Consider the following 25155-nt stretch of genomic DNA (forward strand, 5'->3'; position numbering starts at 1 on the left):
ATGAAGCGTTTACTGACCCGCCTGGCTTTCGCGCTCGGACTGGCTGCGCCGCTTTTGGCGGCCCACGCCGAGGATCAGATCAAGCGCGGCGAATACCTCGCCCGCGCCGCTGACTGCATGGCTTGTCACACCGCACCCGGTGGCGCGCCCTATGCCGGCGGCCTGCCGATCGTCTCGCCATTCGGCACGATCTACGGCACCAACATCACTCCGAGCAAAGAGCACGGCATCGGTCTGTACAACGATGACGAGTTCTTCGCTGCGCTGACCGAAGGCAAGCGGCGCGACGGTGCGAATTTGTATCCAGCGATGCCGTACACCTCGTATCACCTGATGCCGCGCGCCGATTCCGATGCGATTCACGCGTATCTGAAAACCATCGAGCCGATCGAACGCGCCGCGCCGGTGACCAGCCTGAGCTTTCCGTTCAATGTGCGTCTGGGTCTGACCGGCTGGAACATGCTCTACGGCAAAGACGTCAAGCTGGAGCCGGCCGAAGGCAAAAGTGAGGCGTGGAAGCGCGGCCAGTACATGGTCGACGTTCTCGGTCACTGCGGCGAATGCCATACGCCACGCGGCCTGCCCGGCGCGATGCAAATGGACAAGCGCATGACCGGCGGCATCCTCAATGGTTATCTGGCACCGAGCCTGCTGGCCACCGACCTGGCCGCGCGCGGCTGGAATCAGCAGGATCTGAGCACGTTTCTGAAGCATGGCATGAGCGCGCAAGGAACGATGTTCAACGAAATGTTCCCGGTGTTTCACAACAGCACTCAAGGTCTGAGCGATGCTGACCTGGCGGCAATGGCGACATTCCTGCTCGGCGAGCAACCGCCGCCAGCCAAAGAGCTCGTCGAGGTGCCGCTCGACAAGCTCAGCCCGAGTGCTCAGCGCGGGCGTCAGGAATACCTGAACGTCTGCGCCGGTTGTCACGCGGCTGGCGGTGAAGGCAAACCGCACATCGCCGTGGCCATGCGTGGCAACACGACGTTGCGCCTGGAAGATCCGCGCAACTTGTTGCGAGTGATCGAGGATGGTATCGGCGAACAGAAGTTCTCCGGGTTCGAGCACATGCAGCCGATGCCGGGGTTTGCTGAAAAGCTCAGTCCTGAGCAATTGACCGATCTGCTCAACTACCTGCGTCAGGGTTGGGGCGGGCAGGGCGCTGAACTGGCGGTGAGCGAAGTGCAGAAGCTGCAAGCCGACGCGCCGAGCGTCGAGCACAAGGCCCACTGATATGCAGCATCTCGATCTGCAAGTGGTGCGTCGGGCGCTGGAATGGTCGGTGGCCGGGCAGCGAATCTGGCTGTGCACGGTGCTGACCACTTACGGCTCGGCACCGCGCGCGCCGGGTTCGCTGCTCGCGGTGAACGAAGGCGGGCAGTGGATCGGTTCGCTATCGGGCGGTTGCGTCGAGGAGGATTTCCTTGAGCGCGTCGCCGAAGGTGCGTTTCTCGAAGCGGTAAGCGTCGTGCGTTACGGCGAAGGCGATGATCCGCGCTCGCGGGTCAGTCTGCCTTGCGGCGGCATTCTTGATGTGCTGGTTGAGAAACTTGACGCCGACTGCGCGGTGCAGGCGCACCTGCGTGAACTGGAATCGGCGCTGCTGGGTCAGCGTCGTCTGCTTCGCGAAGTTGATCTGGCCAGCGGTGCGCGCACTCTGTTTGCTGATCGCGAGCAGGGCGCGCGGATCGAGCGTGAGATCGATCGGGTGCGCATTCGTGTCGGTGCAGCACAGCGCTTGTTGCTCGCCGGGTACTCCAGTGTGGCGCAGGCCTGTGCCGAGTTCGCGGTAGGGCTTGGCTTCGAAGTGATTCTGTGCGATCCGCGTGATGAAGTGCTTGAAGGCGTGGTGCTCAATAGCGTGGAAATCCGTCGACAGTTGCCTTCGGTGTTCATTGCCGACGGTGGTTGTCATCGCGATACGGCGGTAGTGGCGTTGACCCATGATCCGCGCATCGACGATCTGGCGATGATGGAAGCGGTGCGCACCGAAGCGTTTTACATCGGTGTGATGGGATCGCAGCAGACGTCGCAGAAACGCTTCGAGCGCTTACGCCGCATTGGTGGCTTGAGTGAGGCAGAGCTGGCGCGGGTTCATGCGCCGATCGGCCTCAACCTCGGCAGCAAGACACCGGCGGAAATTGCGCTGGCGGTGCTGGCGGATATCCTGCGGATTCGTAGCGGGATCGCTCGGGATCAGCTCTGATCCTAAGCCTTGCTGAATCTACTGTGGCGAGGGGATTTATCCCCGTTGGACTGCGCAGCAGTTCCCTCCTGCTCAAGAGGGGGCGCTGCGCACCCCCAACGGGGATAAATCCCTTCGCCACAATGGTGTTTATAGGCCGTACTTATCGCGCAGCCCGTAATACCAAGCACCCAGCGCGGCAAACGGTGTGCGCAGCAATTGCCCGCCGGGGAAGGGATAGTGCGGCAGGTCGGCAAAGGCATCGAAGCGCTCGGCCTGACCGCGCAACGCTTCGGCGAGGACCTTGCCCGCCAGGTGCGTGTAGGTGACACCGTGACCGCTGCAGCCCTGCGAGTAATAGATGTTGTCGCCCAGGCGCCCGACCTGCGGCAAGCGCGAAAGGGTCAACAGGAAGTTGCCGGTCCAGGCGTAATCGATCTTCACATCCTTGAGTTGCGGGAAAGCCTTGAGCATCTTCGGGCGGATGATCGCTTCGATGTTCGCCGGATCGCGAGCGCCGTAAACCACGCCGCCACCGAAGATCAAGCGCTTGTCGGCGGTCAGGCGATAGTAGTCGAGCAGATAGTTGCAGTCCTCTACGCAGTAATCCTGCGGCAATAGCGCCTTCGCCAGCTCATCGCCCAGTGGCTCGGTAGTGATCACTTGAGTGCCGCACGGCATCGATTTGGCCGCCAGTTCCGGTACCAGATTACCGAGGTAGGCGTTGCCGGCGACGATGATGAACCTGGCCCTGACCTTGCCCTGCGGCGTATGCACAACCGGATTGGCGCCGCGCTCGATGCGCACGGCAGGTGATTGCTCATAGATGGTGCCGCCGAGAGACTCGACTGCCGCCGCTTCTCCGAGCGCCAGATTCAGCGGATGGACGTGGCCGCCGCTCATATCGAGCATGCCACCGACGTACTGATCGCAACCCACCACTTCACGAATGCGGCGTTGATCCATCAATTCCAGCTGGGTGTGGCCGAAGCGCTCCCACAGGCGCTTTTGCGATTCCAGGTGCCCCATTTGTTTGGCGGAAAGGGCGGCGAATACACCGCCGTCCTTCAGGTCGCACTGAATATTGTATCTGGCCACGCGCTCGCGAATGATCTGGCCACCTTCAAAGGCCATTTCGCCGAGCAGTTGCGCCTGCTTGGGGCCGACCGTGCGTTCAATGACGTCGATGTCGCGGCTATAGCTGTTGACGATCTGCCCGCCGTTTCGGCCCGAGGCGCCAAAACCGACTTTCGCCGCTTCCAGCACGGTTACGCGAAAACCGTTCTCCAACAGGAACAGGGCGGACGACAGCCCGGTATACCCGGCGCCGATCACACAGACGTCCGTCTCCACATCATCCTGCAGCACAGGGCGTGGTGGTACGGCATTGGCCGACGCAGCGTAATAAGACTCTGGGTATTGGGTGTTCGCCATCCTGCCGCCTCTGTTTAATATATTTTACGAGTGCGTCGATCCTACCCGAGTTGAAAAACCTCCGCCAGCCACCGGAAACTCTTCGTCGCTGAGGCGAAATTAAATATTTTGCATATTCATAGGGTTAGGTGAAAAAAAGGTGTTGACACCCCTCCGGAATTCCGTAGAATGCCGCCTCACAGCAGGCACGTAGCTCAGTTGGTTAGAGCACCACCTTGACATGGTGGGGGTCGTTGGTTCGAGTCCAATCGCGCCTACCAAACAAAATCCGCTCTGCTGGGCGGTCTGGAAGGGCTCACCGAAAGGTGAGCCCTTTTTTGTTGTCTGCGATTTGCGCAACGCTTGGTCCCGGTCTTTTCCGCTTCGCTCTGATCAGCTCTCCATTCATTACTGTTTGCGCAAAATGATCAAGCGCCATTTTGGTGCATTCTTCTTCCATTTCGTTGTTGAAAACACCTGAATATCCAAAGGCTTACAGCTCTTTTTCTCCAACCGGTTATCGAAAAAGCCTTGTTGCATGTTGGGAATTTAAGTAACATGCGTTCCGCGTTCACCACCACGGTTTATGCATTTTTAAATCCCAAGCTTCCATCAGCTGCTTGGGATTTTTTTTGCCTGCGATTTGGCGTTTGGGCGCCTATTCCTCCATCACCTCCAAGCGAGGCGCGGTTTTTTCGTCTACTACTGACTGGCCGATTTTCAACTCTTTATAAGGGAGTGCGTCGATGCTGAGTCAGTGGGTCCTGGCCGCTATTCATCTATTCGCGTTTGCCTTGGCTTTCTGGGCGGCGCTGACGCGCGGCACAGCTTTCCGAAAGCTCTCGGCGGGCACGGGAGAGGTCAAGCGCGTTCTGCTCGCGGATAACCTTTGGGGGCTTTCAGCTTTGACGCTGCTTATCACCGGAGCAATGCGTGCGTTTGGTGGTTACGAGAAAGGCTCTGACTATTACCTGCATCAGCCGCTGTTTCATCTGAAGATGACGCTGTTCTTGCTGATCCTGCTGATGGAGCTGGCACCGATGATTACGCTGATCAAATGGCGCATCGCATCCTCGCGCGGTGCGGCGCTTGATAGCGGACGTGCGAAGTTGTACGCGCGAATCAGTCATGTTGAAGCGCTGCTGCTGATCCTGATGATGGTCGCGGCGACAGGCATGGCGCGTGGCGTGATATTCGCTTAGAAGGCGAAATTCGCCGTGCTCTATCGGAAACGTCCGACAGCCAGCTCCAGGAGTGAAAGGTAATATCGGCGCAAGAAAGGAGGGAGGGGCAAGTGAAAGGAGTCAGCATGCTTCAGGCGCCGTGCCCAGCGGGGTGAAATGCGGATGGCTAAACGGCGCGTGAATCTTTAGCCAGTCTTGCGCGACGGCAATAGGACTGGCTACGTAATGCAAAGTGGCTCAGGGCGTTTGCGGCTTGTCCGGAGCGGTCAGGCCGGCCTGGATGCGTTGGTAAATTTCTTCACGGTGCACTGCCACGTTTTTCGGAGCGTTGATACCGATGCGGACTTGTTGGCCGCTGACTCCGAGGATGGTGATCGTGATGTCATCACCAATGTTTATGCTTTCACCGACTTTGCGGGTGAGTATCAGCATGGTCTTCTCCTTGATTGCTTTGTAGGGCACCTGATTCAGACAGTGCAGAGGTCGGTGGTATCTATAGATTAGTGCGAAGTCTCACGGTTTGGGTGCCTCTTTCTGACGCGCAGAAGCGGCATTAATTCCCAGGGCGTAACTATACAGAGGCTGCAATCATCATTCTCGTTGTTTTGTGCCCATTTTGCGGGGCTCGCGAAGTATTTTTGAATGATAAGATCGCCGCTTTACGAATTCCGAGGGAAGCGTTGTGCGCAAATTGGTTTGGCTGGTAGCGGCACTGGCATTGGCAGGCTGCGGTGAAGGCAAGAATGTAGATGCGCCAAAGCCTGAGGCAAAGGTAGCGGCAGCGCCGGCGGCCGCCGCGCCACAGTGGGATCTGGAAGTTCGGGGCGAGACCCCTCAGGCCGTCAGTGACCTGAGCGGCTGGTTGATCGAGCATGCTTTCGTTCCGACGGTCGTCAAGGACGGCAGCGGTAAAACACGAATTCTGATCGGTCCGTTCAATTCCCAGGCTGACGCCGAGGCGCGCAAGGTGCAGGTCGATGCAGCGCTGGTAAAAGCCAAGAAACAAAATATCGAATCGGTGGTGATCGAGCATCCGCTAACGCCATAAGCGAAGCGCCTTCAAAACACGCTGAACAGACATTAAAAAGGCCTCGAGCATAACGCTCGAGGCCTTTTTATTTCCGCTGCAATCAGCCGCAGGCTTTCAGATTTACCGAGCCGACAAACTCGTTGCCGCGCCCCATCACGCACGCCACGCTCTGGTTGCGCTGACGTTCCCAATCCTGCACTGGATAGGTCTTGTCCCACGCTTCGTACAACTGCCGATCCTGCTTCGATAGGCGCAGTCCGTATTGTTTGCTCATATAAAAATACGTGCGGGCGATCATGCCGCGAATCGAAGGGCGGGGCATGACCTTCTTGGCCTTGAAGTCGACCTGCGTCAGGCAGGAGCCATATTGGCCGGACTGCACCGGCAACCAGCCGTAGCTGAAGTTGCTGCGGTCACCGTTGACCTCGCCAATGCTCGGCACCAGATTGTGCAAGTCAGCTTCGGCCTTTTGATAAACAGGATCGTAACGCGTGCAATTCTTGCGTCCGCCTTGCTGCCAGCACTGCCGCTGATGGCCGATCTGCCAGGCCGGCACGATGTGCTCCCATTCGATTCTCGATGCACGCTTGGCGTTCTTGCGAGGCACATAGCCGCAAGCCTTCAGGTCGACCTTGTTGCCGGTGTACTTGCAGCCGCAGTAAAACTCCGTGGATTGCGGTGCATAAAGTTTCCACGCGGCTTTCTTGGCTTCGGAAAATGTACGTGGGGCGCCAGCCTGGGCGCCCATGGCGAAAAACAACAACAGCAAAGCAACACAGCGGACACTCATTGAGTCAATCTTCCTTCGGCACAACCCAAAAAATCTGCACGCCACCGTCATCGCGATAAGCGAGGGTAACGTTGTCGTTCTCGTCGATTTCCTCGAGCAAGCGCTCCCAGTCATCCATCGGCTCATCCGGCAGACGGAAAATCAGTGCGGCTTTGGCTTTTTGTGCGGTGGGGGAATTGATGATTTTCTGAACGCGCATACCCATGCGTTCGTAAGCGTCAGGAGCAGCAGGAGAGGTGGCCACGAGGTTATCCTTATTAAGCTGTACGTGCATACAGTATTTAACTGTAAGCGATTTCGCAACTGCTTAAAATTCAAGAAAATCCTCTGACAGCGGGTTTCCGGTTTTGGTGTAGGGCTTGTCGAGATTTTTGTGGGAAAAGTATTGGAAGGGTGTAAGCGGGGCACCACCTGCCAAGCTGGCAGGTGATGCGCAATTGCCCGATCGAGACGTGATCAGGCGATGTTCAATTAGTATTCCCAGAACATCCGTTGCAGCTCTTTACTGTCGTTGGTCTTGGTCAGCGCGACCATCGCCAGGATGCGGGCTTTTTGCGGGTTCAGATCGTGAGCGACAACCCAGTCGTATTTGTCGTCAGGCTGTTCGGCGTTACGCAGGACAAAGCCGCCAGCGTTGACGTGGGACGAGCGAATGATCTGCACGCCATCCTTGCGCAGGGCTTGCAGGGATGGAACCACGCGAGAGGATACCGAACCGTTGCCAGTGCCGGCGTGGATGATGGCTTTGGCGCCGGCTTGCGCCAATGCCTTGTAGGCGGTATCGCTGACGTTGCCGTAGGAATAGGCAATTTCTACGTCAGGCAGGCTCTTGATGTTTTTGATGTCGAATTCCGAATCCATGGTGTGCCGCTTGGCCGGCAGGCGGAACCAGTAGGATTTGCCTTCGACCACCATGCCCAGTGGACCCCAGGCGCTCTTGAATGCTTCGGTCTTGATGTTGATCATTTTGCTGACGTCGCGACCGGACTGGATCTCGTCGTTCATGGTCACCAGCACACCTTTGCCGCGCGCTTCTTTGCTGCTCGCCACGGCGACGGCGTTGTACAGGTTGAGCATGCCGTCTGCCGACATGGCAGTGCCCGGACGCATCGAACCGACGACGATGATCGGCTTGTCGGTTTTCTCGACCAGGTTCAGGAAGTAAGCGGTTTCTTCGAGGGTGTCGGTGCCGTGGGTGATAACGATGCCGTCCACGTCCTTGCTGTCAGCCAGTTCGGAAACGCGACGACCCAATTGCAGCAGGTTGTCGTTGGTGATGCTTTCCGAAGCGATCTGCATGACTTGTTCGCCACGCACGTTAGCCAGTTTGCTCAACTCGGGAATGCCAGCAATCAGTTGTTCGATACCGACTTTTGCTGCCTGATAAGTGGCGCTGTTGGCAGCACTGGCGCCGGCGCCAGCGATGGTGCCGCCTGTGGCAAGGACGACGACGTTGGCCAGTTTCGTCTGGGTTTCGGCTTCTTTTGCCTGAAGGGCAGTAGGTAAGAGCAGGAGGAGGGCCAATGCGCCCGGAATCAAGGTATTGAAAGCAGATTTCATTATTTTTCTCTCTAGTCGTGAGACGGTGCTGATGCAGGTTCATCTAGATGCGCCCCAAGCCGATCTGAATGCTTGAGGTGCAAGGACGGGAGCAGGATTCATACCATGCGTAATGTGCTGGCGGAAAATGTTTAACCCAATGATTTAAATCAATATTTGTCGGTGGCTGGAGCATCGTTGAGGACCCACCCATCCGGGATTCCGAACGACAGCGGGATTCTTGTTCGGCTCGCCGATAGGCAATCTCTGAAAAGCCAGGCGGGTGACAAATCCCTGCTAAAGAAATGTGCTCCCAGGCCGATGCGTCCTCAAGGAAACCAAATCTTAGGAGTTCACATGTCATTGACGGTCGGTTTTGCCAATCCCGCTGCAGTCACCATCGGCGGTAAAACTGCAGCCACGATCAACACCCTGAACGACGCGACCAATGAGGCTTCGGCGCAGGCGCTGGGTACCGAGAAGACTGAGAAGAATCAGGTCAGAACCGGTGGTGGTCCTGTGCAGGAAAACAGTGAAACCGAGGCTGACAGCAATCTCAGCATCACCGTCAAGACACTGCTCAAGCGGATGAAGGAATTGCAAAAGCAACTTCAGGAGCAGCAGCAGCAACTGGCTGCGGCTCAGGCCGCAAGCTATCCGACTCCCGAAGCGAAATCCCAGGCAGTGATGTCGATTCAGGGCCAGATCGCGCAAACCAGCGCCGCACTGGCGGAAGTGGCGGGTGCGTTGGTCAAGGAGATGTCGAAAAGCGCTCCCAGCGGCGGCTTGGTCAATACGACTGCCTGAAGCGCCAAATTGCCAATTCGGCGATTCGGCCTACAACAAAAGACGATTTCGGATTGTTGACAAATGCCGGCGGGATTCTCATAGTTCGGTCTACGCAAACGTTTGCGCGGCTTGGAAGGGATTTTCTCCCGGAGCCGTGACGTAGCTTACGTCAGCGCAAACGTTGCTCACAATAATCATAAGATCGGAGTGAACCCATGAAGCTGCCATTCGCCGCACGTCTTCTTGCTGTCGCTATGCTGGCTGCCACAGCCGCCGCACTACCTGTCTCCTCGGCTTTCGCCGAATCCGCAGAAAAACCCAAAGTCGCGCTGGTCATGAAATCCTTGGCCAACGAATTCTTCCTGACCATGGAAGACGGCGCCAAAGCCTACCAGAAAGAACACTCCGCCGATTTCGATCTGATTTCCAACGGTATCAAAGACGAAACCGACACCGCCGGCCAGACTCGCATCGTCGAACAGATGATCCTGGCCAAGGTGAATGCACTGGTGATCGCGCCTTCTGACTCCAAAGCCATGGTGCCGGTTATCAAGAAGGCCGTAGACGCCGGTATCACGGTGATCAACATCGACAACCAGCTCGATCCCGCCGTAGTCAAAAGTAAAAACATCAACGTGCCTTTCGTAGGCCCGGACAACCGCAAAGGTGCACGTCTGGTTGGCGAATACCTGGCCAAGCAACTGAAGGCGGGCGACGAGGTCGGCATCATCGAAGGCGTGTCCACTACCACCAACGCACAGGCGCGCACGGCCGGTTTCAAGGACGCGATGGAAGCCGCGCAGATCAAAGTGGTCTCGCTGCAATCCGGTGATTGGGAAATCGACAAGGGCAACAAGGTTGCCGCTTCGATCCTCAGTGAATACCCGGATGTCAAAGCACTGCTGGCCGGTAACGACAGCATGGCGGTCGGCGCCGTTTCCGCAGTCCGTGCCGCTGGTAAGGCTGGGCAGGTGAAAGTCGTCGGTTACGACAACATCAATGCGATCAAGCCAATGCTCAAGGACGGCCGCGTGCTGGCCACTGCTGACCAGTTTGCAGCCAAGCAGGCCGTGTTCGGCATCGAAACCGCACTGAAGATCATCAAAGGCGAGAAAGTCGACAGCGGTGCCAACGGCGTGATCGAAACACCGGTCGAACTGGTCACCCAGTAAGTCATCTGGCGACACAACGGCGCTCGTCCGTCCGGGCGAGCGCATGGAGATTTCTATGTCAGTTTCCGCCCCGAACGCTGTCCTCTCGGTCAGCGGTATCGGCAAGACCTATGCGCAACCGGTGCTCACCGGCATCGATCTGACGCTGATGCGCGGTGAAGTACTGGCGCTGACCGGCGAAAACGGTGCCGGCAAAAGTACCCTGTCGAAGATCATTGGTGGTCTGGTCACGCCAACCACCGGCCAGATGCAATTCCACGGCAAGGACTATCGTCCGGGCAGCCGTACCCAGGCTGAAGAGCTTGGCGTGCGCATGGTCATGCAAGAACTCAATCTGTTGCCGACGCTGTCGGTGGCGGAAAACCTGTTTCTGGATAATCTGCCGAGCAGCGCGGGCTGGATCAGCCGCAAGCAGTTGCGCAAGGCGGCGATCGAAGCCATGGCGCAGGTCGGCCTCGACGCGATCGACCCGGACACGCTGGTTGGCGAGTTGGGTATCGGGCATCAACAGATGGTCGAAATCGCGCGCAACCTGATTGGCGATTGCCACGTGCTGATCCTCGATGAGCCGACCGCGATGCTCACGGCGCGCGAAGTCGAAATGCTCTTCGAGCAGATCACCCGATTGCAGGCTCGCGGCGTTTCCATCATCTATATCTCTCATCGTCTCGAAGAACTGGCGCGGGTGGCGCAGCGTATTGCTGTGCTGCGTGACGGCAATCTGGTCTGCGTCGAGCCGATGGCCAACTACAACAGCGAGCAACTGGTCACCTTGATGGTCGGTCGCGAACTGGGCGAACACATCGACATGGGGCCGCGCAAGATCGGCGCTCCGGCGTTGACGGTCAAAGGGCTGACGCGTTCGGACAAAGTCCGCGACGTCTCCTTCGAAGTGCGTGCCGGGGAGATCTTCGGTATTTCCGGATTGATCGGGGCAGGGCGCACGGAATTGCTGCGGCTGATATTCGGTGCCGATGCTGCCGACAGCGGCACCATCGCGCTCGGCTCCCCGGCCAAGGTCGTGAGTGTCCGCTCGCCAGTCGATGCCGTACGCAATGGCATCGCGTTGATCACCGAGGATCGCAAGGGCGAAGGGCTGCTGCTCAGTCAGTCGATCAGCGCCAACATCGCCTTGGGCAACATGCCGGAAATCTCCAGTGGTGGTTTCGTCAACAACGGCGACGAAATTTCCCTGGCGCAGCGTCAGATCGAAGCCATGCGTATCCGCAGTTCTAGCCCGACGCAGTTGGTCTCGGAACTGTCCGGCGGCAATCAGCAGAAGGTCGTGATCGGCCGCTGGCTGGAGCGCGACTGTTCGGTGCTGCTGTTCGACGAGCCCACTCGCGGAATCGATGTCGGTGCCAAGTTCGACATTTACGGTTTGCTCGGCGAGTTGACCCGCCAGGGCAAGGCATTGGTCGTGGTGTCCAGTGACTTGCGTGAGTTGATGCTGATCTGCGACCGGATCGGCGTGCTCTCGGCGGGACGTCTGATCGACACCTTCGAGCGCGACAGCTGGACCCAGGATGATTTGCTTGCCGCCGCTTTCGCCGGCTACCAGAAACGTGATGCGTTGCTCAATGAAGCAGCGCCTAGGGATCTCCCATGAAACCTGCATCTTCTGCCATTAAACGTAGTGGCAATTTCTTCGGCCTGGGTACTTATCTGGGCCTGGCCGGTGCCTTGCTGGCGATGATTGCTCTGTTCTCGGTCCTGAGCAGCCATTTCCTCTCGTACAACACCTTCAGCACCCTGGCCAACCAGATTCCCGACCTGATGGTGCTGGCGGTGGGCATGACCTTTGTGCTGATCATCGGCGGCATCGATTTGTCCGTCGGCTCGGTCCTCGCGCTGGCCGCATCGACGGTCAGCGTTGCGATTCTCGGCTGGGGCTGGAGCGTTTTGCCAGCGGCGCTGCTCGGCATGGCGGTGGCGGCTCTGGCCGGCACCATCACTGGCTCGATCACCGTGGCCTGGCGGATTCCGTCGTTCATCGTCTCCCTCGGCGTGCTGGAAATGGCCCGCGGTGTGGCGTATCAGATGACCGGGTCGCGCACTGCCTACATTGGCGATGCGTTCGCCTGGCTGTCGAATCCGATCGCGTTCGGCATTTCCCCGTCGTTCATCATCGCTTTGCTGGTGATCTTCATCGCGCAGGCAGTTTTGACCCGCACGGTTTTCGGCCGCTACCTGATCGGCATCGGCACCAACGAAGAAGCCGTGCGGCTGGCCGGGATCAATCCCAAGCCCTACAAGATTCTGGTGTTCAGCCTGATGGGGCTGCTGGCAGGCATTGCCGCACTGTTTCAGATTTCGCGTCTGGAAGCGGCTGACCCGAACGCAGGTTCGGGCCTGGAACTGCAAGTGATCGCAGCGGTGGTAATCGGCGGCACCAGCCTGATGGGCGGGCGCGGTTCGGTGATCAGTACTTTCTTTGGTGTGTTGATCATTTCCGTTCTGGCAGCCGGTCTCGCGCAGATTGGTGCGACGGAGCCGACCAAGCGCATCATCACCGGCGCGGTAATCGTTATCGCTGTGGTGCTCGACACCTATCGCAGTCAACGCGCCAGTCGCCGGGGCTGAACCATGGCAACGATCAAGGATGTAGCGGCGCTCGCGGGCATTTCCTACACGACCGTGTCGCACGTGGTGAACAACACCCGCCCGGTCAGTCAGGAAGTGCGGCGCAAAGTCGAGGCGGCGATCAAGAGCCTCGACTACGTTCCCAGTGCCGTGGCGCGCTCGCTGAAAGCCAAGACCACCGCGACCATCGGTTTGCTGGTACCTAATAGTCTCAACCCGTACTTCGCTGAATTGGCGCGCGGAATCGAGGATTACTGCGAGCGCAACGGCTATTGCGTGATCCTCTGTAACTCCGACGACAACCCGGACAAGCAGCGCAGTTATTTGCGTGTGTTGCTGGAAAAGCGCATCGACGGTTTGATCGTCGCCTCCGCCGGCGGTGACACTGGTCTGGCGCAAGGGCTGGCAGGCGTGAAGACGCCGATGGTCATCGTCGACCGGGGCCTGGAAGGTGTAAATGCCGATCTGGTGCGCATCGACCACGAATACGGTGCTTATCTGGCAACCCGTCACCTGCTCGAGTTGGGGCATCGCGACATCGCCATGATCGGCGGTCCGGCCAGTACCAGCGTGGCGCAAATGCGTCAGGCCGGTTATTGCCGAGCGCTGCGAGAAGCGGGAATCGAGGTGCGTGAGGAGCGCATGCTCGAAAGCGACTTCACCAGCACCGGCGGTTACAACGCCGCTGCCCGGCTGCTTGAAAGCCATCCGCCCAGTGCGATTTTTGCCGGCAACGACATGATTGGCATCGGTGTGCTGCGTGCGGCGGCTGAACGGAATGTTCGGGTGCCGGCCGAGCTGTCGGTGATCGGCTTCGATGACATTCAGATGAGTCGTTATGTCTATCCGGCGCTGACCACGGTCGGCCAGTCGATCCTGCAACTGGGCGAGATGGCCGCCGAAGTGCTGTTGCGCAGAATTGCTGCGCCGGAATCGGGCACTGATCAACGCATCGTGACCCCGAGTATTGTCCTGCGCGAATCGACCGCGCCGCTGTCCGGCGTGTTCACCGAATATCGCTGAAACCGAATTGATGAGTAGTGATGTATGCCAGCAAATGTAGTGGTAATAGGCAGCCTGAACATGGACCTGGTCACCCGGGCGCCACGGCTGCCGCGCGGCGGTGAAACGCTGATCGGTCATTCCTTTGCCACTGTGTCGGGCGGCAAGGGCGCCAATCAGGCAGTTGCCGCTGCTCGTCTGGGCGCGCAGGTGGCGATGATCGGTTGTGTGGGAAATGACGACTACGGTGTGCGATTGCGCGATGCCTTGCTCGCCGAGCACATCGACTGCCAGGCTGTCAGCGTCGTAGAAGATTCCAGTGGCGTGGCGCTGATTGTGGTGGATGACAACAGCCAGAACGCCATTGTGATTGTCGCCGGTGCCAACGGCGCAATGACGGAAGCAGTAATTGACCGTTTTGATGCGGTTTTGCAAGCCGCCGATGTGGTGATCTGTCAGCTCGAGATTCCCGATGCGACGGTCGGGCATGCGCTCAAGCGTGCACGTGAACTGGGCAAGACCGTCATCCTCAATCCGGCGCCGGCGAGCCGTCCTTTGCCGGCAGACTGGTTCGCGGCGATCGACTATCTGATTCCTAACGAGAGCGAAGCCGCCGCGTTGAGCGGGCTCGCTGTCGACTCGTTGCAGTCGGCAGAAACGGCTGCCACTCAATTGATTGCCATGGGCGCCGGTAAAGTCATTGTCACGTTGGGCGCGCAGGGTTCGCTGTTCGCCAATGGCAAGGGCTTCGAACACTTCCCCGCGCCGACCGTGAAGGCGGTCGATACCACGGCCGCAGGCGACACCTTTGTCGGCGGTTTCGCCGCAGCGCTGGCCGATGGCAAATCCGAGGACGAGGCGATCCGCTACGGTCAGATCGCCGCTGCACTGTCGGTTACCCGTGCCGGTGCACAACCGTCGATTCCAACCATGTCCGAAGTACAGGCGTTTAGACCCGCATGAAAAAGACTCCATTACTCAACGTCGCGCTGTCGCGACTGATCGCTTCGCTTGGCCACGGTGACATGGTCGTGATTGGCGACGCCGGTTTGCCCGTGCCGCCTGGTGTCGAGCTGATTGATTTGGCACTGACCCATGGCATCCCTGATTTCGTCAGCACGCTGAAAGTTGTATTCAGCGAGATGCAGGTGGAAAGCCATGTGTTGGCCAAAGAGATCTTCGATAAGCAGCCCTCGGCGCTGGCCGATCTGGACGCGATGAACGAAGAGGGCGCGCTGGGCCGTAGGGATCTGCTCACTCACGAGCAGTTCAAGGTAATGAGCCGACAAGCCAGGGCGATCATTCGTACAGGAGAATGTCAGCCGTACTGCAACATCGTTCTGGTCGCCGGGGTTACATTCTGATTTCCGATTTCACCTGCACAAGGAATGCGCTATGCAACGCTATGCTGAAAAACTCCATCAACTGCTTCGGGGTCTGCTGCTTTTGTCCGTGATAACTGCGACCGGCGCTCAGGCGGCGGAAAAGATCGACCTGATCATCGACACCGATCCGGGCGCTGACGACGTGGTCGCCTTGCTCTTTGCCCTCGCTTCGCCGGATGAGTTGAATATCCGAGCCTTGACCACCGTCGCTGGCAACGTGCGCCTGGACAAGACTTCGCGTAACGCGCGGCTGGCTCGCGAATGGGCAGGGCGCGAAGACGTGCCGGTTTACGCTGGCGCACCGAAGCCACTGATGCGCACGCCGATCTACGCCGAGAACATTCATGGCAAGGAAGGCTTGTCGGGCGTCACGGTTCACGAACCGAAGAAAGGCCTGGCGAAAGGTAATGCGGTCAATTATCTGATCGACACTCTTAAATCGGCCAAACCGCACAGCATCACCATCGCCATGCTCGGCCCGCAGACCAACCTGGCTCTGGCGTTGATCCAGGAACCGGAGATCGTTCAGGGCATCAAGGAAGTGGTGATCATGGGCGGGGCGCATTTCAACGGTGGCAACATCACCCCTGTGGCTGAATTCAACCTGTTCGCCGATCCGCAGGCTGCCGAGGTGGTGCTCAAGAGCGGGGTGAAACTCACCTATCTGCCGCTGGACGTGACCCACAAGATCTTGACCAGTGACGCGCGCCTGAAGCAGATCGCCGCGCTGAACAACAATGCGAGCAAGATCGTCGGCGACATTCTCAACGAATACATCAAGGGCGATATGGAGCACTACGGCATTCCCGGCGGCCCGGTGCATGACGCCACCGTTGTGGCGTATCTGCTCAAGCCCGAGTTGTTTACCGGTCGGGCGGTCAACGTCGTCGTGGATAGCCGTGAAGGACCGACATTCGGCCAGACCATCGTTGACTGGTATGACGGCCTGAAAGCGCCGAAGAATGCATTCTGGGTCGAAAATGGCGACGCCCAGGGATTCTTTGATCTGCTGACCGAGCGCCTGAAACGCCTGAAATAAGTCGTCGACCCGCAGGCAGTTTGCCTGCGGGTTTTCACTGCGGCTGTTCGGCCTGGCCGATCGGATAGCGTTCAAATACCTGATTGATAAAATGCTGCGCCGCTTCTATCCCCAACTCCTTGACCAGTAAATCGATGCCGATCAGCGCCAGTTCTTCCGTCGTGCCGGGGCTGTAAGAGCTGTGTCCTTCGGCCCATTTGGCGTTGATGGCGGCGTCGATGCTTACACTGGTCATGAGGAGGCTCGAAAGGTCGGGGTGTCTGTTTTTCGAGTTAACCATTTTGCGCGGCGTTTGGCACTGCGACTTAGGCATGAGCGGAGCGCTATGCGACACTTGGTCTTTTCCGGCTTACCAAGGACCCTGTTGTGCAGATCGATCTGAATAGCCCTGACGGCCTCACACTCGATGCCGTGCGCCAATTGCTCGCCTCAGCCAGTGACGACGTACACAACCAATTGCGCGTGACCAAAGACGGCATCGCCTATCTGTCCACCGTGACCGGTGGGCAGGATATCGACGGTCTGCTGTTTCGCCTGGAAACCTGGGCAAAGGGCTCCGGCTATGTGGGCAACGTCGCAGCCAGCGATGAAGTCTGGGTGATGCAGATTTTCAACGCGCTCAAGGACAACTGGCCGAATCCGCCGTATGACTACATCGACGTTTATTGAGGTCGTTAATATTCAGTCACGATTGTTTGCTGAGTCGCCGCGCGCAGCTCAGGCAAACTCGGCATTTTTCCGCTCGTGGGGCAGGGCATGGCTTGAGCCTTGAAACCAAACGCCGCATTGGCGGTCGCACGATCTCTGCTTAAACATTTGAAAACAAGGAGGCTTCATGCCTTTGAAGTTCGCGACACTGGGTGCACTGATGGCCGCTGCGCTGTTGGCTGGTTGCAGCACAACCTCCAGCGAGTCGGCAAAGGAACCCGTGGCTGCTGAATCGGGGAACAGCCGCTGCGAAGCATCGGCAGCGCAATTCGCCATCGGCAAGAAGGCATCCCCTGAATTGCTGGATCAGGCACGTGCCAAGGCTGGGGCGCAAAATGCGCGCTTCCTCAAGCCAAACGACATGATCACCCTGGAATACCGCTCCGATCGCCTGAACCTGAACACCGACAACAACCTGGTAGTTACTCGCGTCAACTGCGGCTGAGTCCTTTTGTGTCAGGCATAAAAAACCCCGTCACCAGGACGGGGTTTTTTTAGTGCGCCGAGAAATTACTCTGGGCGAACCTGTGCAGCTTGCATACCCTTTTGGCCTTTCTCAGCCACGAAAGAGACGGTCTGGCCTTCTTTCAGGCTTTTGAAACCGTCGGATTCGATAGCTTTGAAGTGTACGAACAGGTCGTCACCGCCACCTTGAGGAGTGATGAAGCCGAAGCCTTTTTCATCGTTGAACCATTTAACGGTGCCGGTTTGGCGATTAGACATGGTGTATCTCCAAGAAACATATATTTTCAGTAGTACTGTGCTGCTCAGGCCAACTGGGCACACCCGGGTATCATAGTCGAAATGTTCGCTTTGGGAGCCCCCCGGACGTGCTGTTTGCCAATCAGTCGTGTTTTCTTTACCACCCGTTTCTGCTGAAAGCCCCGGTTTGAAAGGCTTTCAGCGAAACGTAAAGACGATAAAAAAACCTGTAAAACCTGCATAAATCGTCTGAAAAGGCTCATTTCCAGCACTTTTTTCCGCCTTTCAGCCGATATTAATACCCGGTTTTCTTATTTTTTCGGGGCGGTATTTGCCTTGCATTTGGCGATCTGGCCAAGGGCTTTCTGTTGCAATTCAGGAGTCGCCTTGTTGTCCATCAGCGCCTGAATGTCGCTGGCCGGATAGGACTTGATGGCGTCAGCTCCGCAAGCGCAGTGGGATTTCGCCGCAGCAGCACCGATTTGCTGGGTCGCAGCCTGAGTGCACTGGGCCATGTACTTTTCGCGCTCGCCTTTCGGCCAGTCGGCATGGGCGCTCAGTGGCAGCAGCAGGACGACGGGGGCGACGACGGCGAATAAGCTTTTCAGACGCATGCGAGGATGCTCCTTGTGGTTCAATGTCTTGTTATCTGAGGGCGCAAGGGCCGATCAAGTTCAGCACTCTGGCATAAAATCGGACATTTCGCCTTCTGCCAAATCAGGGCGTGAGCGACCGCTCATCTGTGCTAGCATGCCGGGCTCAAGCGTTCTCAGGCTTCGGATGACCTTCAGTCCCGAAGCGGTCGGCGTGCGATTTTTTCCGATTTGAATCCCAGTCACTCTGGTTCGGTTTTCCGGTTGGCCGCAAGGCTCCTGCCGCTGTAAGGCAGGCGTTCGTCATTGAATGGCCTGGATCGGATCTTGTACTGGCTCATCCCAACCCACGTGACCTTTGGTAGGGGTCACCACTAGGAGAGGAGGCGCCATGCCAACTATTACTCTTCCCGACGGCAGTCAACGTTCATTCGATCACCCGGTTTCCGTAGCCGAGGTCGCCGCATCCATTGGTGCAGGTCTGGCCAAGGCCACGCTCGCCGGCAAGGTCAATGGCCAACTGGTCGACGCCAGCGACATCATCAGCAGCGACGCGACCCTGCAAATCATTACGCCAAAGGATGAAGAGGGGCTGGAGATCATTCGCCACTCTTGCGCGCACCTGGTTGGCCACGCGGTCAAACAGCTGTACCCGACCGCGAAGATGGTAATCGGCCCGGTCATCGACGAAGGCTTCTATTACGACATCGCCTACGAGCGTCCTTTCACGCCGGAAGACATGGCGGCCATCGAACAGCGCATGCAGCAGCTGATCGAGAAGGATTACGACGTCATCAAGAAAGTCACTCCGCGCGCCGAAGTGATCGAAGTGTTCAAGGCCCGTGGCGAAGACTACAAGCTGCGCCTGGTCGAAGACATGCCGAACGAGCAGGCCATGGGTCTGTACTATCACGAAGAATACGTCGACATGTGCCGCGGTCCGCACGTGCCTAACACGCGTTTCCTGAAATCCTTCAAGCTGACCAAACTGTCGGGCGCCTACTGGCGTGGCGACGCCAAGAACGAGCAGTTGCAGCGCGTTTACGGCACTGCCTGGGCCGACAAGAAGCAACTGGCGGCATACATCCAGCGCATCGAAGAAGCCGAGAAGCGCGATCACCGCAAGATCGGCAAGCGCCTGGGCCTGTTCCACACTCAGGAAGAGTCGCCGGGCATGGTGTTCTGGCACCCGAACGGCTGGACTCTGTACCAGGTGCTCGAGCAGTACATGCGCAAGATCCAGCGCGACAACGGCTACCTTGAGATCAAGACTCCTCAAGTCGTCGACCGCAGCCTGTGGGAGAAATCCGGGCACTGGGCCAACTACGCCGACAACATGTTCACCACTCAGTCGGAAAACCGCGACTACGCCATCAAGCCGATGAACTGCCCGTGCCACGTGCAGGTGTTCAATCAGGGCCTGAAAAGCTACCGCGAGTTGCCGATGCGTCTGGCCGAGTTCGGTGCCTGTCACCGTAACGAGCCATCGGGTGCGTTGCACGGCATCATGCGTGTGAGAGCGTTCACCCAGGACGACGCGCACATTTTCTGCACCGAAGAGCAGATGCAGGCCGAGTCCGCTGCGTTCATCAAGCTGACCATGGACGTCTATCGCGATTTCGGCTTTACCGAAGTCGAGATGAAGCTGTCCACTCGTCCGGAAAAACGTGTCGGCTCCGATGAGCTGTGGGATCGCGCTGAAGCAGCATTGGCTGCGGCCCTTGATTCTGCTGGCCTGCCGTACGATCTGCAGCCGGGCGAGGGTGCTTTCTACGGGCCGAAGATCGAGTTTTCGCTGAAAGATTGTCTCGGTCGCGTCTGGCAGTGTGGTACCTTGCAGCTCGATTTTAACCTGCCTGTCCGTTTGGGCGCTGAATACGTCTCCGAAGACAACAGCCGCAAACACCCAGTGATGTTGCACCGCGCGATCCTCGGTTCGTTCGAGCGTTTCGTCGGGATTCTGATCGAGCACTACGAAGGTGCCTTCCCTGCGTGGCTCGCGCCAACCCAGGCGGTGATCATGAATATCACTGATAAACAGGCAGATTTTGTTGCAGAGGTTGAAAAAACTCTCAACGAAAGCGGATTTCGTGCCAAGTCCGACTTGAGAAATGAAAAGATCGGCTTTAAAATCCGCGAGCATACTTTGCTCAAGGTTCCCTATCTTTTGGTTATCGGAGATAAGGAAGTCGAGATGCAGACTGTCGCTGTGCGTACTCGTGAAGGTGCTGACCTGGGCTCGATGCCCGTCGCCCAGTTCGCTGAGTTTCTCGCGCAAGCGGTTTCCCGGCGTGGTCGCCCAGATTCGGAGTAATTATTATTAAGCGTGAAATGAGACAAGATAAACGAGCTGCACCGAAAGCCCCGATCAACGAGAATATCTCGGCACGCGAGGTTCGGTTAATTGGCGCTGATGGCGAGCAGATTGGCATCGTCTCGATTGATGAAGCGCTTCGTATCGCTGAAGAAGCAAAGCTTGATCTGGTGGAAATCTCCGCAGATGCAGTCCCGCCTGTTTGCCGGGTGATGGACTACGGCAAATCGATCTTCGAGAAGAAGAAGCAGATTGCCGCGGCGAAGAAAAACCAGAAGCAGATTCAGGTTAAAGAAATCAAGTTTCGTCCAGGGACGGAGGAAGGGGATTACCAGGTAAAACTGCGCAACCTGGTACGTTTCCTGAGTGACGGGGACAGGGCCAAGGTATCCTTGCGATTCCGCGGCCGTGAGATGGCCCACCAGGAGCTGGGGATGGAACTCCTCAAGCGGGTTGAACAAGACCTGCTCGAGTACGGTTCGGTCGAACAGCATCCTAAGATGGAAGGACGCCAGCTGATCATGGTCATCGCCCCGAAAAAGAAGAAGTAATCAACAGGGCACGGCAGGCCTTCTGATTATGTTTATCAACTGAATGCGGAGTATCCGAACATGCCAAAAATGAAAACCAAAAGTGGTGCTGCCAAGCGGTTTCTGAAAACTGCTAACGGCATCAAGCACAAGCACGCTTTCAAGAGCCACATCCTGACTAAAATGTCGACCAAGCGTAAGCGTCAACTGCGCGGTAGCAGCTTGCTGCATCCGTCTGACGTGGCAAAAGTCGAGCGCATGCTGCGCCTTCGTTAATTTAGTCAAGAATAGAGGAAGTAACTCATGGCTCGTGTAAAGCGTGGCGTCATTGCCCGTAAGCGTCACAAAAAAATTCTGAAACTTGCTAAAGGCTACTACGGCGCACGCTCCCGCGTATTCCGTGTTGCCAAGCAAGCGGTAATCAAGGCAGGCCAGTACGCCTACCGTGACCGTCGTCAGAAAAAACGTCAGTTCCGCGCTCTGTGGATCGCTCGTATCAACGCTGGTGCTCGTGTTAACGGTCTGTCCTACAGCCGTTTCATCGCTGGCCTGAAAAAAGCGTCCATCGAGATCGACCGTAAGGTTCTGGCTGATCTGGCAGTGAACGAAAAAGCGGCGTTTGCTGCGATTGTCGAGAAAGCTAAAGCCACCTTGGCTTAAGTACCCCCGACAGTCACCCGGCCTCACCTCTGTGGGGCCAGGTGTTAAACGTCATAAATAGGGGAAGAGCCTTCAAGCTCTTCCCCTATTTTGTATCTGGAGTCTGTACATGGAAAACCTGGATGCGCTGGTCTCTCAAGCACTAGAGGCTGTGCAAAGCGCTGAAGATATCAATGCCCTGGAGCAAATCCGGGTTCAATACCTTGGCAAGAAGGGCGAATTGACTCAGGTGATGAAGACCCTGGGGAATCTGCCGGCCGAAGAGCGTCCGCAAGTCGGTGCGCTGATCAACGTTGCCAAGGAACGTGTTACAGGCGTTCTCAATGCGCGCATGGCATTGTTTGAAGAAGCCGAGCTGGCTGCCAAACTGTCTGCCGAATCCATCGACGTGACATTGCCGGGCCGTGGCCAGACCTCTGGCGGTCTGCACCCGGTCACCCGGACTCTGGAGCGCGTTGAGCAGTTCTTCACCCGCATTGGCTACGGCATTGCCGAAGGCCCAGAGGTCGAAGACGACTACCATAACTTTGAAGCGCTCAACATCCCAGGCCATCACCCGGCCCGGTCGATGCATGACACCTTCTATTTCAATGCCAACATGTTGCTGCGCACCCATACCTCGCCGGTACAGGTCCGCACCATGGAATCGAAGCAGCCGCCGATCCGCATCGTCTGCCCGGGCCGCGTCTATCGCAGCGACTCCGATATCACCCATTCGCCGATGTTCCACCAGGTCGAAGGCCTGCTGGTTGATCGCGATATCAATTTTGCCGATCTCAAAGGCACCATCGAAGAATTCCTGCGGGTGTTCTTCGAGAAAGAACTGGCCGTGCGTTTCCGTCCTTCGTACTTCCCGTTCACCGAGCCATCCGCTGAAGTCGATATGGAATGCGTGATGTGCAGTGGCAAAGGCTGCCGCGTCTGCAAGCAGACCGGCTGGCTGGAAGTGATGGGCTGCGGCATGGTTCACCCGAACGTGCTGCGCATGTCCGGCATCGACCCGGAAGAGTTCTCCGGCTTTGCCTTCGGCATGGGCGTCGAGCGTCTGGCCATGCTCCGTTACGGCGTGAACGACTTGCGTCTGTTCTTCGACAACGACTTGCGGTTCCTCGCGCAATTTCGCTAGTCGTAACGAATTCTTAGGAGAGCAGGATGAAATTCAGTGAACAATGGCTGCGTGGCTGGGTCAGCCCGCAGGTAGATCGCGACGAGCTGGTTGCCCGTCTGTCGATGGCCGGTCTTGAGGTCGATAGCGTTACGCCGGCCGCCGGCGTATTCAGTGGTGTGGTGGTGGGTGAGGTGCTGAGCACCGAGCAGCATCCGGACGCCGACAAGTTGCGCGTATGCCAGGTCAGCAATGGCGCGGAAACCTTCCAGGTCGTGTGCGGAGCGCCAAACGTGCGCCCGGGCCTGAAGATTCCGTTCGCCATGATTGGCGCAGAGCTGCCGGGCGACTTCAAGATCAAGAAGGCCAAGCTGCGTGGCGTCGAGTCCAACGGCATGCTGTGCTCGCAGGCAGAGCTGCAGGTCGGTGAGGGCAACGACGGTCTGATGGAGCTGCCGGCCGATGCGCCGGTGGGCGAAGATTTCCGTGTGTATCTGGATCTGGAAGACGCCAGCATCGAGGTCGACCTGACCCCGAACCGTGGCGACTGCCTGTCCCTGGCCGGTCTGGCCCGTGAAGTCGGCGCGCTGTACGCCGTGCCGGTAACCCGTCCTGTGGTGGCTGCGGTTGCAGCGGTACACGACGAAGTCCGTTCGGTCGAGGTGCTGGCCCCAGCGGCCTGCCCGCGTTATCTGGGCCGGGTCATCCGTAATGTCGACCTGTCGAAGCCAACTCCGCTGTGGATGGTTGAACGTCTGCGTCGCGCCGACGTGCGCAGCATCGACGCTGCCGTCGACATCACCAACTACGTGATGCTCGAGCTCGGCCAACCGCTGCACGCTTTCGATCTCGCCGAAATCAATGGCGGCATTCGTGTGCGCATGGCTGAAGAGGGCGAGAAGCTGGTTCTGCTTGATGGTCAGGAAGTCAGCCTGCGTAGCGATACGCTGGTCATCGCTGACCACACTCGTGCACTGGCGATCGCCGGTGTCATGGGCGGCGAGCACAGCGGTGTTTCCGCGACCACCCGTGATGTGTTCCTCGAATCTGCGTTCTTTGATCAGATTGCGGTTGCCGGCAAGGCACGTTCTTACGGCTTGCATACCGACGCTTCGCATCGCTACGAGCGTGGCGTTGACTGGCAGCTGGCCCGTGAAGCCATGGAGCGCGCCACTGGCCTGCTGCTGGAAATCACTGGCGGCGAAGCTGGTCCGATCATCGAGACCGTCAGCGAGCAACATCTGCCATCGATTGCACCGATCACTCTGCGCGCGCAGCGCATCACTCAGATGCTCGGCATGGAGATGGATTCGGCACAGGTCGAGCGTCTGCTCAGTGCCTTGGGCCTGAGCATTACCGCTGATGGCGAAGGCCAATGGCGCGTTGAAGTGCCAAGCCATCGCTTCGATATCAGCCTGGAAGTCGACCTGATCGAAGAGCTGGCTCGCCTGTACGGTTACAACCGTCTGCCGGTTCGCTACCCGCAAGCGCGTCTGGCGCCACAGGCCAAGGCCGAAGCGCGTAGTGATCTGCCTGAGCTGCGTCGTCTGCTGGTTGCTCGTGGTTATCAGGAAGCGATCACTTACAGCTTCATCGATCCGCGTCAGTTCGAACTGTTCAATCCAGGTGTCGAGCCGCTGTTGCTGGCCAATCCGATCTCCAACGATATGGCCGCCATGCGCTCGTCGTTGTGGCCAGGTCTGGTCAAGGCGTTGCAGCACAACCTCAACCGTCAGCAGGATCGCGTGCGTCTGTTCGAGAGCGGCCTGCGCTTCGTTGGTCAGCTTGAAGGCTTGAAGCAAGAGCCGATGCTGTCCGGGGTAGTTTGCGGGAGTCGCTTGCCGGAAGGCTGGGCGCAGGGTCGGGATACCGTCGACTTCTTCGACGTGAAGGCTGACGTGGAAGCGGTGCTGGGTTTCGCCGGTGCCCTCGATTCGTTCACCTTTGCTCCGGGCAAGCACCCGGCGCTGCATCCGGGTCAGACCGCGCGCATCGAGCGTGAAGGTCGCGAGGTAGGCTATATCGGTGCAATTCACCCTGAGCTGTCGAAGGCGCTGGGGCTGGATCGTCCGGTGTTCGTCTTCGAGCTGGTTCTGGCGGAAGTGGCGCTCGGTAAAATGCCGAAATTCCACGAGTTGTCTCGCTTTCCTGAAGTGCGTCGTGACCTTGCACTGATCGCGCACAAAGACGTCGCGGCCTCGGCTGTACTGGACGTAATCCGTGAAAATGCAGGCGAATGGCTCACAGAGCTCAGGCTGTTTGACGTGTATCAGGGTAAAGGTATTGATCCTGATAGAAAAAGCCTTGCAGTTGGCTTGACCTGGCAGCATCCATCGCGCACTCTTAATGACGATGAGGTGAATTCGACGACGCAAAATATCCTCACCTCGCTCGAACAAAGGTTGAACGCCACGTTAAGGAAGTGACGT

The 25155-nt window shown here is 57.9% G+C and carries 28 protein-coding genes and 1 tRNA gene; 21 read left to right on the forward strand and 8 right to left on the reverse strand.

From position 1 onward, the window contains the following. Together V8J63_RS21445 and V8J63_RS21450 are read left to right on the forward strand one after the other, a co-directional pair. Complete coding sequence (locus tag V8J63_RS21445) at positions 1 to 1236, forward strand: c-type cytochrome (protein ID WP_130886969.1); 1236 nt, start codon at positions 1 to 3, stop codon at positions 1234 to 1236. A 1-nt stretch (position 1237) separates the two neighbouring features. After that, complete coding sequence (locus V8J63_RS21450) at positions 1238 to 2209, forward strand: XdhC family protein (RefSeq protein ID WP_123443188.1); 972 nt, start codon at positions 1238 to 1240, stop codon at positions 2207 to 2209. A 129-nt stretch (positions 2210 to 2338) separates the two neighbouring features. Here the strand turns inward: V8J63_RS21450 and V8J63_RS21455 are convergent, their stop codons facing one another. Further along, a complete protein-coding gene (locus V8J63_RS21455; RefSeq protein WP_130926926.1) occupies positions 2339 to 3622 on the reverse strand; it encodes an NAD(P)/FAD-dependent oxidoreductase in 1284 nt (427 codons plus the stop codon). Positions 3623 to 3805: 183 nt separating this feature from the next. On the opposite strand from V8J63_RS21455, the gene V8J63_RS21460 reads away from it, so the two are divergent. Then, a tRNA-Val gene (locus V8J63_RS21460) sits at positions 3806 to 3882 on the forward strand. 465 nt (positions 3883 to 4347) lie between these two features. Then, positions 4348 to 4803: a DUF2214 family protein gene (locus V8J63_RS21465; RefSeq protein ID WP_336464598.1), complete on the forward strand. Its 456-nt coding sequence runs from the start codon at positions 4348 to 4350 to the stop codon at positions 4801 to 4803. Between the two features lie 219 nt (positions 4804 to 5022). Here the strand turns inward: V8J63_RS21465 and csrA are convergent, their stop codons facing one another. Next, positions 5023 to 5217 (reverse strand): carbon storage regulator CsrA, encoded by a 195-nt coding sequence (gene csrA / locus V8J63_RS21470; protein WP_003179932.1) that lies wholly within the window; start codon positions 5215 to 5217, stop codon positions 5023 to 5025. 250 nt (positions 5218 to 5467) lie between these two features. Here csrA and V8J63_RS21475 point away from each other — a divergent pair, with 250 nt between their 5' ends. Beyond that, positions 5468 to 5833: an SPOR domain-containing protein gene (locus V8J63_RS21475; RefSeq protein WP_122506441.1), complete on the forward strand. Its 366-nt coding sequence runs from the start codon at positions 5468 to 5470 to the stop codon at positions 5831 to 5833. An 82-nt stretch (positions 5834 to 5915) separates the two neighbouring features. Here the strand turns inward: V8J63_RS21475 and V8J63_RS21480 are convergent, their stop codons facing one another. The 3 genes from V8J63_RS21480 to V8J63_RS21490 all read right to left on the reverse strand — a co-directional run bounded on the left by V8J63_RS21480 (position 5916) and on the right by V8J63_RS21490 (position 8165). Beyond that, positions 5916 to 6605, reverse strand: a complete 690-nt coding sequence (locus V8J63_RS21480) for an endonuclease (RefSeq protein ID WP_024012402.1) — start codon at positions 6603 to 6605, stop codon at positions 5916 to 5918. A 4-nt stretch (positions 6606 to 6609) separates the two neighbouring features. Beyond that, on the reverse strand, positions 6610 to 6879 hold the full coding sequence (locus V8J63_RS21485; RefSeq protein ID WP_016774035.1) for a DUF1654 domain-containing protein: 270 nt from the start codon (positions 6877 to 6879) through the stop codon (positions 6610 to 6612). A 197-nt stretch (positions 6880 to 7076) separates the two neighbouring features. Beyond that, positions 7077 to 8165, reverse strand: a complete 1089-nt coding sequence (locus V8J63_RS21490; protein WP_041478548.1) for an asparaginase — start codon at positions 8163 to 8165, stop codon at positions 7077 to 7079. A gap of 336 nt (positions 8166 to 8501) precedes the next feature. On the opposite strand from V8J63_RS21490, the gene V8J63_RS21495 reads away from it, so the two are divergent. From V8J63_RS21495 to V8J63_RS21530, 8 genes are all read left to right on the forward strand, one after another. Next, complete coding sequence (locus V8J63_RS21495; protein WP_016774037.1) at positions 8502 to 8951, forward strand: hypothetical protein; 450 nt, start codon at positions 8502 to 8504, stop codon at positions 8949 to 8951. 197 nt (positions 8952 to 9148) lie between these two features. Beyond that, positions 9149 to 10105, forward strand: coding sequence for a sugar ABC transporter substrate-binding protein (locus V8J63_RS21500; RefSeq protein ID WP_024012403.1), 957 nt, complete (start codon positions 9149 to 9151; stop codon positions 10103 to 10105). 55 nt (positions 10106 to 10160) lie between these two features. Beyond that, positions 10161 to 11714 (forward strand): sugar ABC transporter ATP-binding protein, encoded by a 1554-nt coding sequence (locus V8J63_RS21505; protein ID WP_039762077.1) that lies wholly within the window; start codon positions 10161 to 10163, stop codon positions 11712 to 11714. After that, on the forward strand, positions 11711 to 12688 hold the full coding sequence (locus V8J63_RS21510) for an ABC transporter permease (RefSeq protein ID WP_123443190.1): 978 nt from the start codon (positions 11711 to 11713) through the stop codon (positions 12686 to 12688). The genes V8J63_RS21505 and V8J63_RS21510 overlap by 4 nt, the downstream gene beginning before the upstream one ends. A 3-nt stretch (positions 12689 to 12691) precedes the next feature. After that, positions 12692 to 13711 (forward strand): LacI family DNA-binding transcriptional regulator, encoded by a 1020-nt coding sequence (locus tag V8J63_RS21515; RefSeq protein ID WP_336464599.1) that lies wholly within the window; start codon positions 12692 to 12694, stop codon positions 13709 to 13711. Positions 13712 to 13735: 24 nt separating this feature from the next. Next, complete coding sequence (gene rbsK, locus V8J63_RS21520) at positions 13736 to 14653, forward strand: ribokinase (protein ID WP_110598888.1); 918 nt, start codon at positions 13736 to 13738, stop codon at positions 14651 to 14653. Beyond that, the gene (rbsD, locus tag V8J63_RS21525) at positions 14650 to 15054 is read left to right on the forward strand and encodes a D-ribose pyranase (protein ID WP_336464600.1); all 405 of its coding nucleotides are present in this window, start codon (positions 14650 to 14652) and stop codon (positions 15052 to 15054) included. The genes rbsK and rbsD overlap by 4 nt, the downstream gene beginning before the upstream one ends. Before the next feature lie 31 nt (positions 15055 to 15085). Continuing rightward, complete coding sequence (locus V8J63_RS21530; RefSeq protein ID WP_016774044.1) at positions 15086 to 16114, forward strand: nucleoside hydrolase; 1029 nt, start codon at positions 15086 to 15088, stop codon at positions 16112 to 16114. Positions 16115 to 16148: 34 nt separating this feature from the next. Here V8J63_RS21530 and V8J63_RS21535 read toward each other — a convergent pair whose 3' ends face one another. After that, on the reverse strand, positions 16149 to 16349 hold the full coding sequence (locus V8J63_RS21535; protein ID WP_016774045.1) for a hypothetical protein: 201 nt from the start codon (positions 16347 to 16349) through the stop codon (positions 16149 to 16151). Between the two features lie 131 nt (positions 16350 to 16480). On the opposite strand from V8J63_RS21535, the gene V8J63_RS21540 reads away from it, so the two are divergent. Together V8J63_RS21540 and V8J63_RS21545 are read left to right on the forward strand one after the other, a co-directional pair. After that, positions 16481 to 16783 carry a hypothetical protein gene (locus tag V8J63_RS21540; protein ID WP_016774046.1) on the forward strand — a complete coding sequence of 101 codons (303 nt, stop codon included), beginning with the start codon at positions 16481 to 16483 and terminating at the stop codon, positions 16781 to 16783. 166 nt (positions 16784 to 16949) lie between these two features. Continuing rightward, positions 16950 to 17267 carry an I78 family peptidase inhibitor gene (locus tag V8J63_RS21545; protein ID WP_016774047.1) on the forward strand — a complete coding sequence of 106 codons (318 nt, stop codon included), beginning with the start codon at positions 16950 to 16952 and terminating at the stop codon, positions 17265 to 17267. Positions 17268 to 17332: 65 nt separating this feature from the next. On the opposite strand, the gene V8J63_RS21550 is transcribed toward V8J63_RS21545, so the two are convergent. Continuing rightward, positions 17333 to 17545, reverse strand: a complete 213-nt coding sequence (locus tag V8J63_RS21550) for a cold-shock protein (protein ID WP_003179963.1) — start codon at positions 17543 to 17545, stop codon at positions 17333 to 17335. A gap of 290 nt (positions 17546 to 17835) precedes the next feature. Next, positions 17836 to 18138 (reverse strand): hypothetical protein, encoded by a 303-nt coding sequence (locus V8J63_RS21555; RefSeq protein WP_016774048.1) that lies wholly within the window; start codon positions 18136 to 18138, stop codon positions 17836 to 17838. Between the two features lie 370 nt (positions 18139 to 18508). Here V8J63_RS21555 and thrS point away from each other — a divergent pair, with 370 nt between their 5' ends. From thrS to pheT, 6 genes are all read left to right on the forward strand, one after another. Then, positions 18509 to 20431: a threonine--tRNA ligase gene (thrS, locus tag V8J63_RS21560; protein WP_024012407.1), complete on the forward strand. Its 1923-nt coding sequence runs from the start codon at positions 18509 to 18511 to the stop codon at positions 20429 to 20431. Next, positions 20431 to 20982: a translation initiation factor IF-3 gene (gene infC / locus V8J63_RS21565; protein WP_169432615.1), complete on the forward strand. Its 552-nt coding sequence runs from the start codon at positions 20431 to 20433 to the stop codon at positions 20980 to 20982. The genes thrS and infC overlap by 1 nt, the downstream gene beginning before the upstream one ends. A 60-nt stretch (positions 20983 to 21042) precedes the next feature. Continuing rightward, the gene (gene rpmI, locus V8J63_RS21570) at positions 21043 to 21237 is read left to right on the forward strand and encodes a 50S ribosomal protein L35 (protein WP_002553160.1); all 195 of its coding nucleotides are present in this window, start codon (positions 21043 to 21045) and stop codon (positions 21235 to 21237) included. Positions 21238 to 21264: 27 nt separating this feature from the next. After that, positions 21265 to 21621 carry a 50S ribosomal protein L20 gene (gene rplT / locus V8J63_RS21575; protein ID WP_002553161.1) on the forward strand — a complete coding sequence of 119 codons (357 nt, stop codon included), beginning with the start codon at positions 21265 to 21267 and terminating at the stop codon, positions 21619 to 21621. A gap of 109 nt (positions 21622 to 21730) precedes the next feature. Then, entirely contained in the window at positions 21731 to 22747 is a 1017-nt protein-coding gene (pheS, locus tag V8J63_RS21580) for a phenylalanine--tRNA ligase subunit alpha (RefSeq protein ID WP_003226365.1), read from the forward strand. Between the two features lie 26 nt (positions 22748 to 22773). Beyond that, positions 22774 to 25152 (forward strand): phenylalanine--tRNA ligase subunit beta, encoded by a 2379-nt coding sequence (gene pheT / locus V8J63_RS21585; RefSeq protein ID WP_125926676.1) that lies wholly within the window; start codon positions 22774 to 22776, stop codon positions 25150 to 25152. Positions 25153 to 25155 lie beyond the last annotated feature (3 nt).

The sequence above is a fragment of the Pseudomonas sp. CCNWLW23 genome, assembly GCF_037095675.1.
GTDB lineage: Bacteria > Pseudomonadota > Gammaproteobacteria > Pseudomonadales > Pseudomonadaceae > Aquipseudomonas > Aquipseudomonas atacamensis.